The following is a 14,295-nucleotide window of genomic DNA, read 5'->3' as shown; positions in this document are numbered from 1 at the left end:
CTTTATGTGACGGAAGGCGCCATTTTGTGCCGGGTTCGGCGGCGGGAAGACAAAATCTTCAACGCTGCCGCCGCCGCGATCGTGGACGGCGCTGCAAAGGCGATCCGAATCGCCAGTTGCGCGTCAGCCGGTAGAAAAGGCGATCGAGCATCGAAGCCGGAAAGCGAGATGAACCAAAGGGTTCCGCTCGCCCCCAATCCCATCGCCAGCTTCAGCGTGATGCTGGAAAGGCCGTAATAGAGACCCGACCGGCTGGTCCCCTGCCGGATGTCCTGATCTGCCGCATCGGCGACCATAGCTCGCAGCAGGGCATAGTCTACACCCCAGACCAGGTTCCGCGCCAGCAGGTAAGCGATCATCGCGGACAGACTGCCGACGGGAAGCCAAAGCGCCAACGGCGCGACCATAAATTGCCAGCCATAGGCCCATATCAGCACCCGCTCGCGTCCATAATGTCCGCTCGCCCTGGTCCAGAGCGGCAAGGTCATCATGACCAGAACGGGCTGGATCAGCATCAGCGCCGCGCCCCAGCCGGGCAGTTGCAACACATTGTCGGAAAGGAAGAGGAAAGCCGTCGCGCTGGATGCATCGGCTATGCCCAGCCACAGATAGAGCGCCAGCGGCTTTCGTAACGCCGGGTTGCTCATTATGGCGCGGAGGGAACCACGGATCGACTGACCGCCTGCTTTCCGGTGGGGCAGCGTCCGTTCGCGGAACAGCACGACTACCGGCCCCACGGACAGCGGGGCCAATAGCGCCACGATCGAGCCTAATATGGCCGCGATCGCAGCCTTCCCAAAATCGAAGCCCCTTTCGAGCAGCGCGGCGATCGACAGGATCGCGGTGGCTCCTGCGGACGCATACCAGATCTTGGCGCTCATCAGGCGCGTGCGCTCATGGGTGTCCCGGCCGATCTCAAGACCCCAGCCGCCGTGGGGTGTCAGGATCAGAGAATAGCCCAGATGCAACGCGACGCTCGCCAAGACGATGCCGAACAGGGGCAATCCCGGCCCGGACGCGAAAAGGCAGATCGATCCGATCGCGATCAGGGGCACGCCCAGCATCATCCAGGGCCTGCGTCGGCCATAGCGGGTTTCGACATGGTCGCTGATCCACCCCATGGCAGGATCGGCGACGGCATCCAGGCTGCGCATCGCCATCATCAATATGCCTGTCGCCGCCAGCGAAAGGCCCATGTTTGCAGTCAGATGTTGGGGGAGATAGGATCGCCACGCAATTTCGATCGCCTGGAACAGCACGACCGGCAGCGAGAAAAGCGCTATGCGCCTTGCGCTGAGGCGAGAGGATATATGCATGGCTCCTGGCGTGCTTGAGCGGTATGAGCGGCGCCGGTAAGCGACATCGATGACATTATGGTGAAAGGGCCCCGATCCTGCCCAGCAGTCGCTCCAGTTCCTTGTGGATGCGGCCGGAAAAATCTTCCTGCGGCACGGTAAGCTGCGTGCGTAACTGACCGGCGAGAAAGCCGGAAAAGATCGCCGCTTCCAGGCTGGTCGCCGGCTGCGCCTGTCCCAGAATCGCCTGAAGATGGCGGCCGGAGGTTCGGCCCCGCAAATAGCGCAACTGGGCTGCGAAGTGGCGGAAGGAGGGGTCGCGCGCCACAACCAGCGTCAATTCCTCAGGGCCGGCATTGGCCACGCTGGCCTCCATCATCCGCACCAGACCATGCAGCGACCAGCGGTCTTCGTCCCCGGTGGCGGATTCGATGGTCGGCCCTGCCGGGGACACGTTCCGCATATAGAGCTGCTCGAAGGCGGCGCGCATCAGTTCGGCACTGGTTCGAAATTTGTGCGAGACGATGCCCAGCGTCAACCCTGACTGCGCGGCAACGGCGCGATGGGTCATGCTTGCCGCTCCTTTTTGCGAGACGATGTACGCGGCGGCCTCGGCAATATGTGCGGAGGTCTCGTCGCGTTCGGGCAGCGCCGGAAATTCGCGCAGCGCTTCGGCGCGGGCAAAGTCGCGCACGGGTCCGGCGGGGGCGCGCCTGCCGCCCAGCCATGCCGCCCAGCCCCGCGCCAGTTCCTCCAGCCCCGCCCGGTCGATTGCACGGCGCCAGCGGATCATGTGCAGGAAACTTTCGCTGTCGAACAGGCTGGCGGTCAGCGCGCCGGTGCCGGCGAGACCGAAATGTCCGGACAGTTCTTCCCAGAAATCGAGCCAGAAGCCGTTCCAGCGTGCGGCGCCCGATCTGAACTGCGGATCGCGCAGCGCGAGTTGCTGTCCCTCGCGCCATGCGAAGGCCAGCCGGCGGTGATCGTGCGCCCAATCGTCGATCAGGGCAGCAAATATCGGACCAAAGGCATCGGCATGCAGCCGGGCCTCTTTCAGGTCGAGCAGATGCCTTTCCCGCCAGCGAGCGGCAAGGTTGAGGGCATGATCCTGCGCTATTGCAGACAATCGTTCCAGAGAGCCAAAATGATGATAGATGGACGATACGCGAACATCGGCAGCCTGAGCCAGCATGCGGACCGAAATGCTGCCGCTGCCGACCTCCTCCCATAGCCGTAAAGTGGCGTCTATAAGCCTGTCCTTCGACGAAATCTGCGCTTCTTGGTTTATCGTCAAGCTGTTCTGCATCACCATCTCCTCTTGGCGCCTTAGCATTGTCCATCCCAGGAGGCGAGGCGAGAAAAGCCGGAACAAGTGTAACAGTTGCGACATACAACCGCTCTAGTTCGCTGCCGACTCATGAAGGGGACATACCATGCGGAAGTCGGTTTCGGACTATTTTTACGCCTCTGCCTTGGCCGGAAGCGCGCTGTCTGCGGCGCTGTTGCCTGCGGCGGCGCAAGCGAATGCGGTTGATACAGCGGCCACCGCGGCGGCGGTCGACGCCGTCGAGGCTGAGGGATTGGGAGCGATCGTCGTGACGGCGGAAAAGCGCCAGACCGACTTGCAGGACACGCCCATCGCCATTGCGGTCATGAGCGGCGACGACCTTGCCAATCGCCATGTGCAGTCGCTGGAGGATTTGGGTGACGGCACCATTCCTTCATTGCGGATCGCGCCCTTCTTCTCGCGCAAGTCGGCGCTGACGATCGGCATCCGCGGCATCGGGGCGCTGGGCGACGCCAACCAGCCGGCGCGGGATCAGGGGACCGGTGTCTATGTCGACGGCGTCTATATGGGGCGCGCCCAGGGATTGGGCGCCGCGCTGTTCGACGTCGAGCAGATCGAGGTTCTCAAGGGACCGCAGGGCACGCTTTTCGGCCGCAATACCGAAGGTGGCGCGGTCAGCATCGTGACCCGCAAGCCCAGCGGCGAGTTTCACCTCAACGCGACGGCAGGCATCAGCAATTATGGCGGCTATGAGGGCGTCATCCATCTCGACCTCCCCAGTTTCCATAATATCAGCGTGAAACTGGACGGATTGGTTCAGCGGCGCGGCGGCACGGTGGACAATCCGCTGGGCGGTCAACGCGACTTCAACAGCTACGATCGGCGCGGCGTCCACGCCGCCGTGAAGTGGGAGCCCAGTTCCAGTTTCACCGCACTCTATAGCTTCGACAAGAGTTATGACGCGACGACTCCCTATTATCTCCAGCTTCTCTCCGGCGGTTCGCTGACCCGCGCCCCGATCATCACGCTCCAGCCCGACCGCGCCGGGACGGCCAATGTGGGCGTGCCCTTGCAGGACAGCGTCGGAAAGACGTGGGGCCATCAGCTCAACCTCGACTGGCAGGTGGCCGATCACTTGACGCTGCGGTCGATCAGCTCCTATCGCGATCTGACGCAGAGCCAATATGACAATGGTTCGACAGTGCTCTCGGTTTTTGCCCCGAACGGCAATTTCGGCCGCTACAGCCTCGCCAATTTCGACCAGTATCAGTATAGCCAGGAATTGCAGGCGATTGGTGATATGCCGGAAATCACTTATGTCGCCGGACTATTCTATTATCATGAAAATGTCAGTGACGATGCCTGGTCGCCCAATACGCTGAAGTTCAATGCCGACGGCACCGGCTATACCGTTCTGCCTTCGCCGATAGCCTCTGCACCTTTTCCGGATCGGGCCAGCTCTGCGGTCACCGACAATATCTCCGTTTTCGGACAGTTTACCTGGACGCCTGGCGCGCTGGACAACCGATTTCACCTGACATTGGGCGGCCGTTACAGTCATGACAAGAAGGAAGGCCATCTCACCAAGGTCAACGGTACAACGCCGACCGTGAACGGGATCACCGGCTCGCTCCCGATGGCGTTCAAATCGGATCGTTTCGATCCGCTCGTCACGCTCGCCTATGATGTGTCGCGCGGGATCAACGTCTACGGCAAATGGAGCAGCGGTTATAAGGCGGGCGGTGCCAATTCCCGTTCGTTAACCTATCGCAGCTTCGGGCCGGAGTCGGTGTCTTCGTTCGAAATCGGATCGAAGATGGATCTGCTCGCCGACACGGTGCGCCTCAATCTGGCTGCCTATACGACCAAATACAAGAATGTGCAGATCGACTTCAATGCGGTGACGCCCGGCGTCAACCGCACCACGCTGGAAACCGTCAACGTCGACGGTGCCGGACGCGTCAAGGGCGTGGAAGCGGATCTGACGGTGGCGCCGGTAACCGGGCTGACGTTGACGGCGAGTTACGCGCTGACCGATGTGAGGCTGCCACGCGCACCCAATCCCTTCGTGGCGGGCAATCCGCTGGTAACGGTCTATCCGGTTTATGTGCCGAAACATTCGTCCAGCGGAGCGATCGATTATGAGTTGCCCGTTGCGGGCGACATGAAGATCGCCGCGCATCTCGACGCCAGTTTCGCCACCCGTCAATATAGCAGCGCCAGCGATCCGACGCTGAGCGACCGCAGCTTCCTGGTCAATGGCCGCCTGTCGCTGGCCGACATCGACCTGGGTTCGATGGGCGCCAAAATGCGCGTCTCTTTCTGGGCGCGCAATTTGCTGAACCGGCAAGCTGCCTTCCTGCGCAATTACAGCTCTGCGCTCGGGACTTACGCCATCTTCAATGAACCGCGGACCTTCGGCGGCGAACTGAACGTCAAATTCTGAGGAGCAAACCCATGAAGATCAATTGCACCAAATCGCTGCTGATCGGCTTCACGGCGATGTCGCTGTTGGCCATGCCGGCCTCAGCCCGCGTCGCCGAGGCGCGTGCGGAGAGGCTTGCGGGTGACCGCATTCAGCTCAGCTGGACCGGCGCGGCCAGGATCGATGTCTATCAGGCGGATCGCCCGGACGTGAGCATCGGTTCGGCGCGTCTGGTCGCGGCGAACGCGAAGGACGGGAGCGAGGTCTTTGCTGTCGACCCGGTCAAGCGCGCCTATTTTCTGCTGCGCGATCATTCGGACAACAGCGTCCTTACGGTGTCCGAGCGGGTGGTGCCGTTGGCGCAGGGTTCGAATTTTCGGGACATTGGCGGTTATCGCACGGTGGACGGGCGGCGGGTCAAATGGGGCCTCGTCTACCGTTCCGGCGGGTCGGCAATGCTGACCCCGCAGGATATGGCGAAGGTCGGCGCGCTGGGACTGCGCAATATGGTCGACCTGCGCTCGGACGAGGAGCGGCAGCTCGCCCCCTCGAAGATCGACGGCGTGCCCTATTTGGCCGTCGGCTATTCCATGGCCGGGATGATCAGCGGCAATTTGCAGAATGGCGGAGCCCTCTACCGCAATTTTCCTGAGCAGCTCGCGCCGCAGATGCGGCTGCTGTTCAACATTCTGAAGCATCAGGAGGGGCCGGTCGAATATAATTGTTCGGCCGGACAGGATCGCACCGGCTTTGCGACGGCGTTGATCCTCTCTGCACTGGGGGTGCCGCGGGAGACGATCCTTCAGGACTATCATCTCTCGACAACCTATCGTCAGCCGCGTTTTGAATTGCCGCCGATCAACGCGGCGCTTTATCCCGACAATCCGGTGGCTCAGATCTTCGCCCGATATCAAGGCAACCCGGCCTACGCCAAGCCGCAGCCGCTCAAAGACCCCGACGGCAGGGCTTTTCTCGCCAGCGCTTTTGAGGAAATTGACAGTCGCTGGGGATCGGTGGAGAATTATCTGCAACAGGAATTGGGCGTCAGCGCCGCGGACATCGCAACGATGAGGCAAGCCTATCTGGAATGACGGACGGGGCATCGCGGGAAGTTGACCGTGCCGTCGTCACGCCGGCCCTGAACATTCATGTGTCGCGCTTCGGTGAGGCGCGCACTTCAGACCTGCGGGCTCCATCGGAAATGGCCATGATGTGATCGTCATGGCCGGGGAATATATAGTCGAACTCCAGAACCAATCCGCCGCCCAACGGGCCATTGGCCAGAAGGTCGGTCTCACAAAAAGCCTGAACGCCATTGCGTCCATATGTGGTGCGGGCGATGTCGTGATAAACGGGTGAGGCATCCAGCCGCGCGTCGATCTCCGTATCGCCGGGGAGCGCGCGGTTGGCCAGAAATTTGAGGCGCCCTGCAAAGCGGGGGTCGTTCGCCTCAAGCGCCTGCAAGGCCAGGAATCGCTCTTCCAGATGGTCGAGCGAGTCGAACAGAAATCCGAGGTGGAAGTCAAATTCCGGGTCGGCCGCGTGCGCGGCAGCATAGGCGGCCACGGCGGGATGCTCGGTCGCCGTCCCGATGCCCAGACTCTGGCGCGCAGCCGCGAACAGATCAGCGGCTGTCTGCGGCAATGGAGAAAGATAGATGATATTGTCTGGCTGATTGAGCGCATGGACATTGGCCGTGAAGCGATAGAATGTACCGCCTTGTTGCAGCGGCATTTCCTGCGTTCTGATCAACCCGGCCGTTTCCAGCAGCAAGGCTGCCGCTTCCCCGTCCTGCAAGCGGGGATAGTGCAGATTCACATGGCTGATGGTCTGCGTAACCGTTTTGCGATCTATCGAATGGGCGTTCACGTCCTTCCTCCACCTCTCCAAGCGGACGGGATGGCCGCCCAGCTCCATAAATGTCAGCTTAAATGTCAGCGGACGGACGGATGCCTTGACGCCGATCAAATTCCGCCGCTGGAAGGGCAGTTGTGCGTATTTTTTATCCATAGTTAAAACGCAGGTCGCGCTCGATGTTGAATAATTATACCAATATCCGAAATCCAAGGAGAAAATCTAAACGCAAAGGCTTGTGATTTTGACCTTGGTCAATTCCCGCCGCCTCCTTCCGCGCCATCATGGCAGCGCAGTCTGGAATGGAGAGCCTCATGGAAGTCGCGGCCCTTGCCTATAGCGTGATAACGTCTGGAGACCCCAGAAAATGGGTTCGCTTCGCCGAGGATGTAGCGGGCTTTTCGACGCAGGACCTGCCGGGGGGCGTCGCCCTGCGGATCGATGAGCGGGCAGGGCGGCTGTTCATCGTCCCCGGAGAGCGCGACGGCTATTTCGCCAGTGGATGGGAAGTGCGCACTGAGCAGCAGTTCACCCAGGCTCTCGCGGTGCTCGACGCGCGTGGCGTTGCCTATACCCAGTCCACCAAAGAGGAGCGGGCGTTGCGGCACGTAATCGCGATGGTCTGGTTCTACGACCCTTCCGGCAACCGCCATGAATTGTGCTACGGCTATGTCAGCAGCTTCGCGCCTTTCTGTTCTCGCCACGGCGTGCGTTTCGTGACGGGCGATCTTGGCTATGGCCATGCAGTTTTGCCCGCGCCGGTAATAGGAGAGACCCGCAGCTTCCTGATGGATGTGCTGGGCCTTGGCCTTTCCGACTTCATGATCCACCGCCCGGAGGGTGAAGGCGGTCCCGAAATGCGGATCGATTTCATGCATTGCGCTAACGGCCGCCACCACAGTCTGGCCTTGTTCGAAGGCGAAGTGCCGTCGGGTTGCGTGCATCTGATGGTCGAGGTCGCCTCCATCGATGAGGTGGGCCACGCCTATGATCGCATGCTGAAGGCGGGCGCGAGGCTGATGGCGACCCTGGGCCGCCACACCAACGATCATATGATCAGTTTCTACGTCGAGACGCCCGGCGGCTTCGCACTGGAATATGGCTGCGGCGGCCGGGTCGTGGACTGGAATCATCACACCGTTTTCGAAAGCACGTCGGCGAGCCTTTGGGGCCATGATTTCAGCGTCGGCTTCGGCGCCGACGAACGGGCGAAACTGGCCGAGGCGGCCTGATCAGAGGGAGAGGGAATATGACGCTTGCCAACATGACCACCGTGCCGGACATGGCCGACCTCGTCGACCGGGCAGCCGCACTGGTGCCGATGCTGCGTGACCGGGCCGATGCCTGCGAAGCGGGCAACAAGGTGCCGGACGAAACCATCCGGGATTTTCAGGAGGCGGGCTTTTTCAGGATTCTTCAGCCCCGCCGGCATGGCGGGTATGAAATGGACATTGAAACCTTCTATGCAGTGCAGATGAAGCTCGCCGAAGGCTGCATGTCGTCGGCGTGGGTGCTGGGCGTCGTCGCCGTACATAACTGGCAACTGGCCTTGTTCGACGCCCAGGCGCAGCAGGATGTATGGGGCAGGGATTCCGCGACGCTGATTTCCTCTTCCTACATGCCGCGTGCGCAGGTGACGCCTGTCGACGGGGGGTATCGAATCAGTGGGCGCTGGGGCTTTTCCAGCGGCGTCGATCATTGCGACTGGGCATTTCTGGGCGGTCTCGTCACCGATCCGGAAACGGGGGAGCCGGACTTCTGGACCTTTCTTGTCCCCCGCGATGATTTTCAGATTCTGCCGATCTGGAACACCATCGGGCTTGGCGGCACGGGCAGTCACGATGTGACTGTGAAGGACGCCTATGTTCCGGCCTATCGCACGCATCGTTCGAAAGATGGTTTCGCCGCCACCAATCCGGGAGCGAAAGTCAATCCGGGTCCGCTCTACAGGCTGCCGTTCGGGCAGGTGTTCGTGCGAGCCGTATCCTCTTCCTCAATCGGTGCGTTGCAGGGTGTGCTCGACTGCTTTCTGGAAAAAGGAGCCAAGCGGAAGAGCAACAACAGCGGCGCCAGTGCCTCGGTCGATCCCGACGTTCAGATGGTGATCGCAGAAACCCGCGTGGCGATCGATGAGATGAAGACGATCCTTTTCCGGAATTTCGCCGATCTGACCGAAAAGGCGCGTATGGGCGAACAGGCGGATCTTGAAACCCGGCTCCACTACCGCTTCCAGTCGGCACAGATTTCCAGCCGCTGTTGCGCGCTGATCAGTCGCATTTTCGCGGCCAGCGGCGCGGAAGCCATCTATCGCGGCAACCCGATCGCGCGGGCTTTCTGCGACATTCATGCCGGGCGCACCCATGTCGCCAACAATCCCGGCATCGTGGGCCGCAATTTCGGCGGGGTCATGTTGGGCGCACCGAATAGCGACAGCTTCATCTGACAGGGAAGGGAGAGAAACCATGGCGAAGACAGCCGAATATGGCTTGGGCGACCTCACTTTCCCACGGGGCTGGTTCATGGTCGCCATCGCCGACGATGTAGGCCTGCAACCGCAGCCGATCCGCTTTTTCGGCAGGGATATGGCGCTCTATCGCGGCAAGAGCGGGCGCGTGGTGTTGCTGGATGCCTATTGTCCTCACATGCGCGTGAATATTGCGCGCAACACGACCTCTTATATCGTGCGGGACGGCAATCAGGTGGAGGGCGATTCCATCCGGTGCCCCGCCCATGGCTGGCGCTTCACGCCTGAAGGGGAGTGTGACGACATCCCCTATTCGACCCGCAATATCCCCAAGGCAGCCTGCATCAAATCGCACAAGGTGGTCGAAAGGGCGGGCTGCGTCTGGATGTGGCACGACATGGAAGGCGGCGATCCCGACTATGATCTGCCCGATTTCCCCGAATGGGACCGCGCCGACGAAGGCTGGGTGCGCTGGCAGGTGGACCATCTCGGCACGCTGCCGATCCATCCGCAGGAAATACTCGATAACATGACCGACTATGCTCATTTTGCACCGGTCCATGGATCATCCGGCAGTGTCTTTTTCGAAAATGAATTTTCGGGGCATGTCATGCGCCAGCGCTTTGCCTCAGGTCACCGCACGCTGGTGGACGGCGGTGCGATGCTGGAAACCGACACCTGGTATACCGGCCCCGGCATCCTGCTGTCGCGCATGGAGGGCAAGCACCCCTCCCTGATGATGATCTGCAACACGCCCGTCGAGGATGGCGAAGTCCGCGTCTGGTTTGCGGTCATGGCGCGAACCGCGGCTAATGGCGATCCAGGTGTCGAGGAGCGCGCAGCCGCCCGCGCCTATCATGAAGCCGGCCTCGCTGCCTTCTCGCAGGATTTCGAACTGTGGAAATATAAGGAACCGGCGATCCATATTCTTCAGATCCCCGATGATGGCCCGTTCCACAAGGAACGGCTATGGTATCGTCAATTCTATAACCCTCGCGCTCGCGCCGGTGAATTTCAAGGCCGGGTCGACGGTGTCCACACCACCGTGGATCGACGCAGGAGCAAGGCTGCGGCCTGACCCTGTGGGAGCTGATGACGGACGCGGAGGGCGGAGCACCCGGTGCTCCGCCTTTTTTATATGATTTTGTCCGGAAAATTTGATGCCGGTCAATTTCCCTCCGAAAAGTAAGTATATGCTAACTTTTCAGACAGGGCGGCATCCCGCCGCCGCCGGAACTAAGAGAGGATAGTCGATGAACGCGCACAACCAGCCGCATCCGGCAGCATCGTGCCCGCTTCCCATTGTCGATGCGGACGGTCTGCGCCGGGCATTGCAGGACGCCAATCTACCGACGTTGCTGATGGTTTACACGACCTATGTGCAGGACCGCGCCTATCTGGACAGTTTTGCGCCCTATCTTACCGGCATCTACACGGCCGAGGCACCCTCCAACGTGCCCGAAGCGATGGCGCAGGATTTGCGTGACCGCCTTTTCGCGCTGCTTACCGGCCCTACGCCTCCTATAGAGCGGGCGATCGATCCGGAACTGCTGCGCAGGATGATGAGCGTCAGCGTCGGCGAGGAAGTCGATCCCGCGATCATGCCGGTGCTTTACGATCAGATGGGGTTCGAACGCGCGGTGCCGCGCAGGGAAATGCCCGGCCGCATCCACCCGCCCGCCGGTTTTCGCGTGCTGGTGATCGGCGGCGGCATGACCGGCATTGCCGCAGGCATCAAGCTGGCCGAGGCCGGTTATGACTACACGATCATCGAAAAAAATTCCGATCTTGGCGGCACATGGTTTGAGAACCGCTATCCTGGCGTCGGCGTCGATACGCCCAGCCATTTCTATTCCTATTCCTTCGAACTGAACCCGGACTGGAGCAGCTATCACCCCAAGGGGCCGGAGATTCAGAATTATCTGACCGGGGTCGCGGACAAATATGGCATACGCGGCCATGTGCAGTTCCAGACCATGGTCGTCGCGGCGCGCTGGAGCGATACTGACAGCAACTGGCAGGTGACGCTGCGCGATGTCGGGACGGGCGCGGAGAGGGTGGAGACTGCCAATGCCGTCCTGCTTGCCCATGGCGTGCTCAATCGCTGGTCCTTCCCCGATATTCCGGGGCTGAACAACTTCAGGGGGCCCAAGATGCACACCGCCGGATGGGATCCGGAGGTCGATCTTCAGGGCAAGAGCGTGGCGGTGATCGGCACCGGGGCCAGCGCAGCCCAGCTCGCCCCGGCGATCGCGGGAAAGGTTTCCCGCCTGGTGATCTTCCAGAGGTCCAAACATTGGGTGCTCAACAACCCCGACATCGCCGTTCCGGTGAACGACAACATCCATTTCGCCCTGCGCAACATCCCGCATTACAAGGAGTGGTTCCGTTTTCGCGTCTACTGGTTCACCGGCGATGGCCTGTATGGCAATGTGAAGATGGACGCGGACTGGCCGAACAAGGATGTCTCCATTTCCGCCCAGAATGACGCCGCGCGCAGCTATGCCCTGCAATATATCCATCACAAGCTGGCGGACCGCCCTGATCTTATTGAAAAGATAGTCCCCGACTATCCGATCTTCGGCAAACGCATCGTGCTGGATGCCGATGGCGGCTGGCTCGACACGCTGCTGCGGCCCAACGTCACGCTGGAAACCGACGCCATCGACCATATTGAAGAGAATGCGATCGTCACGAAGAGCGGCAAACGCTATGAAGTGGACGTCATCGCGCTCGCCACCGGTTTCGAACTGGCACCTGCCCTTGGGCCACTCAAGGTCTATGGCCGCGGCGGCTGCGATCTCGCTGCGGCATGGGGCAAGGATGAGGCGCGTTCCTATCTGGGCGTGATGGCGCCGGCCTATCCCAATTTCTTCATGACGCTGGGACCGAACAGCGCGCCCAACCATGCCGCAGGCGTGAACATGGTACTCGAAGCGCAGATCCACTATATCATCGAGGCGCTCGACGCGGTGGTGGCTGCGGGCGGCAAGGCGATCGAACCCACCGAACAGGCCTATCTCGACTGGAACGAAAAGGTCGAGAAGCAGATGGCGCAAATGATCTGGTCCCACCCCAAGGCGAAAAGCTATTATCTGAACAGCAAGGGCCGGAATTATATATCCTGCCCGTTCAAACTTGCGGACTATTGGAGCTGGACACGCACGCCTGACCCGGCGGCGGTGGCCATTTCCTGATTTCTTGCAGTTCGGCAAAAAGGGGCCTGTTCCATCGAATCAGGCCCCTTATCTTTGAGGCACACGCACACGCACACGCACACGGCAGCCGCTGCCTTCGGCTTGTCGTTGCCTGATCCTTTTCCGAGGTTTATTGTACGCTTCGAAGCGCTGTTGCCATCAGCGCGCCGACCCGCGCCGGCCTGAAGCCATAACACAAAGGCATGGATGCATCGGTCAGGCGCGCTGTTCGTCATGGTTATGGTATGGGATTCCGGGGGACAGGAGGTTTTCTCATGTCCAATGCCATTGCCACGGTTTCGCTCAGGGGGACGCTGGAAGAAAAGCTGCGCGCAGCGGCAGCGGCCGGCTTTACCGGCGTTGAGATATTCGAGAATGATCTGATCGGATCGGAACGCCGCCCCCGCGAAGTTCGCGCAATGCTGGACGATCTGGGTCTTGCCTGCATGCTCTACCAGCCCTTTCGCGATTTTGAAGGAATGCCGGACGCGTTGCGCCCGCGCACCTTCGATCGGGCGGAGCGCAAGTTCGACCTGATGGGCGAACTTGGCGCGAACCGCATTCTCGTCTGCTCCAACTGTTCGCCTTTGGCGCTGGGGGACCGGAACCGGATCGTCGATGACCTGCGCGAACTGGGGGCGCGGGCGGAAAAGCGCGGCATCATCGTGGGCTATGAGGCGTTGGCCTGGGGACGTCACGTAAACGATCATCGCGATGCCTGGGCCATTGTCGAACAGGTCGACCATCCGGCGATCGGCATCATTCTCGACAGTTTCCATTCGCTCTCCCGCAAGATTCCCAATGAGAGCATCCGCGCCATCCCCGGCCACAAAATCGTCTTCGTCCAGCTGGCCGACGCGCCTTTGCTGGACATGGACCTGCTCTACTGGAGCCGTCATTTTCGCAATCTGCCGGGGCAGGGCGGGCTGGACGTCGAGGGCTATGTCGCGGAAATCCTGCGCACGGGCTATGACGGGCCGCTGTCACTTGAGATTTTCAACGACCGTTTCCGTTCCAACGCCGCGCGTCTGGTGGCGGAAGACGGGCATCGTTCGCTCGACTATGTTCGCGATGCGGCCTTGCGTGTGCTTGGCAGAGATTCGGACATGCCTGCGCCGCAGCCGGTCCTTGGGGCGGAATTTGTCGAGTTCACCGCTGATGGCGTCAGTTCGGCGCGGTTGGGCAGCACGCTTGCGACCTTGGGATTCGCGCTGGCGGGGGAACATCGGCACAAGAAGGTCACGCGGTGGCGGCAAGGCGGCGTCAACCTTGTCATCAACGCGGAACCGAAGGGCTTCGCCAGCGCCTACCGCGCGGCGCACGGAGCCTCCATCTGCGCCATAGGCGTGCGCGTCAGAGACAAGGCGGCGGTCATGGCGCGGGCCAAGGCGCTTGGCATCAAATCCTATCGGCCGGAGGGGCGTCCGGGACGGTTGGCCATGCCCGCGCTGCGCGGCGTCGGGGGAAGCCTGGTCTATCTGGTCGAAGATGATGAAGTCGAAGGTCTGTGGGCGCGTGAGTTCGCTGCGTCGGATGGAGCGGAACTGGATTCGTCCAACCACGCCCGCGGTTTCGAGATCTCGCGCGAATCGACGGAGCGTTTTTCGAATGGGCTTTTCAACGGGCAAACCGCCAAAGTCTTCGGTAAAACCGATTTTCAGGTTTTCAAGAGGAACGGGATTAATTTGGCGGAATTCACGCCCGTCGGTTTCAAGCAATCCGGGCAGCCGAGGATCAGGACCGGCAAGAACAGAGAAGAGCAATGCGACGTC

10 protein-coding genes are annotated in these 14,295 nt (G+C 61.0%); 7 read left to right on the top strand and 3 right to left on the bottom strand.

Annotation, left to right across the window (positions count from 1 at the left end; translation table 11 throughout):
- Positions 1–2: 2 nt before the first annotated feature.
- Both ACFC3J_RS06365 and ACFC3J_RS06360 read right to left on the bottom strand, forming a co-directional pair.
- Positions 3–1,316, bottom strand: coding sequence for an MFS transporter (locus ACFC3J_RS06365; protein WP_375195365.1), 1,314 nt, complete (start codon positions 1,314–1,316; stop codon positions 3–5).
- 55 nt (positions 1,317–1,371) lie between these two features.
- Positions 1,372–2,601 (bottom strand): TetR family transcriptional regulator, encoded by a 1,230-nt coding sequence (locus ACFC3J_RS06360; RefSeq protein WP_375195364.1) that lies wholly within the window; start codon positions 2,599–2,601, stop codon positions 1,372–1,374.
- A 127-nt stretch (positions 2,602–2,728) separates the two neighbouring features.
- Here ACFC3J_RS06360 and ACFC3J_RS06355 point away from each other — a divergent pair, with 127 nt between their 5' ends.
- Together ACFC3J_RS06355 and ACFC3J_RS06350 are read left to right on the top strand one after the other, a co-directional pair.
- The gene (locus ACFC3J_RS06355; protein ID WP_375195363.1) at positions 2,729–5,029 is read left to right on the top strand and encodes a TonB-dependent receptor; all 2,301 of its coding nucleotides are present in this window, start codon (positions 2,729–2,731) and stop codon (positions 5,027–5,029) included.
- A gap of 11 nt (positions 5,030–5,040) precedes the next feature.
- Complete coding sequence (locus ACFC3J_RS06350; RefSeq protein ID WP_375195362.1) at positions 5,041–6,099, top strand: tyrosine-protein phosphatase; 1,059 nt, start codon at positions 5,041–5,043, stop codon at positions 6,097–6,099.
- Positions 6,100–6,154: 55 nt separating this feature from the next.
- Here ACFC3J_RS06350 and ACFC3J_RS06345 read toward each other — a convergent pair whose 3' ends face one another.
- Complete coding sequence (locus tag ACFC3J_RS06345) at positions 6,155–7,075, bottom strand: hypothetical protein (protein WP_375195361.1); 921 nt, start codon at positions 7,073–7,075, stop codon at positions 6,155–6,157.
- Positions 7,076–7,176: 101 nt separating this feature from the next.
- On the opposite strand from ACFC3J_RS06345, the gene ACFC3J_RS06340 reads away from it, so the two are divergent.
- The 5 genes from ACFC3J_RS06340 to ACFC3J_RS06320 form a co-directional block, all read left to right on the top strand.
- A complete protein-coding gene (locus ACFC3J_RS06340; protein ID WP_375195360.1) occupies positions 7,177–8,094 on the top strand; it encodes a VOC family protein in 918 nt (305 codons plus the stop codon).
- A 17-nt stretch (positions 8,095–8,111) separates the two neighbouring features.
- Positions 8,112–9,305, top strand: coding sequence for a flavin-dependent monooxygenase (locus ACFC3J_RS06335; RefSeq protein ID WP_375195359.1), 1,194 nt, complete (start codon positions 8,112–8,114; stop codon positions 9,303–9,305).
- A gap of 19 nt (positions 9,306–9,324) precedes the next feature.
- Positions 9,325–10,404 (top strand): Rieske 2Fe-2S domain-containing protein, encoded by a 1,080-nt coding sequence (locus ACFC3J_RS06330; protein WP_375195358.1) that lies wholly within the window; start codon positions 9,325–9,327, stop codon positions 10,402–10,404.
- A 175-nt stretch (positions 10,405–10,579) separates the two neighbouring features.
- Positions 10,580–12,523, top strand: a complete 1,944-nt coding sequence (locus ACFC3J_RS06325; RefSeq protein WP_375195357.1) for an FAD-dependent oxidoreductase — start codon at positions 10,580–10,582, stop codon at positions 12,521–12,523.
- 275 nt (positions 12,524–12,798) lie between these two features.
- Positions 12,799–14,295 (top strand): TIM barrel protein (locus ACFC3J_RS06320; RefSeq protein ID WP_375195356.1); only part of this gene is annotated, 1,497 nt, incomplete at its 3' end.

The sequence above is a fragment of the Sphingobium sp. genome (assembly GCF_041987595.1).
Taxonomy (GTDB): Bacteria; Pseudomonadota; Alphaproteobacteria; order Sphingomonadales; family Sphingomonadaceae; genus Sphingobium.
The sequence above is the reverse complement of the archived record's forward strand: the minus strand, read 5'-3'. Positions and strand labels throughout refer to the sequence as shown.

Excerpts from the sequence above, each read along its gene's own strand:
- ACFC3J_RS06330 (WP_375195358.1), top strand. The coding sequence starts at position 9,325 with ATGGCGAAGACAGCCGAATATGGCTTGGGCGACCTCACTTTCCCACGG.
- ACFC3J_RS06340 (WP_375195360.1), top strand. The coding sequence starts at position 7,177 with ATGGAAGTCGCGGCCCTTGCCTATAGCGTGATAACGTCTGGAGACCCC.
- ACFC3J_RS06365 (WP_375195365.1), bottom strand. The coding sequence starts at position 1,316 with ATGCATATATCCTCTCGCCTCAGCGCAAGGCGCATAGCGCTTTTCTCG.
- ACFC3J_RS06325 (WP_375195357.1), top strand. The coding sequence starts at position 10,580 with ATGAACGCGCACAACCAGCCGCATCCGGCAGCATCGTGCCCGCTTCCC.
- ACFC3J_RS06335 (WP_375195359.1), top strand. The coding sequence starts at position 8,112 with ATGACGCTTGCCAACATGACCACCGTGCCGGACATGGCCGACCTCGTC.
- ACFC3J_RS06350 (WP_375195362.1), top strand. The coding sequence starts at position 5,041 with ATGAAGATCAATTGCACCAAATCGCTGCTGATCGGCTTCACGGCGATG.
- ACFC3J_RS06360 (WP_375195364.1), bottom strand. The coding sequence starts at position 2,601 with ATGCAGAACAGCTTGACGATAAACCAAGAAGCGCAGATTTCGTCGAAG.
- ACFC3J_RS06355 (WP_375195363.1), top strand. The coding sequence starts at position 2,729 with ATGCGGAAGTCGGTTTCGGACTATTTTTACGCCTCTGCCTTGGCCGGA.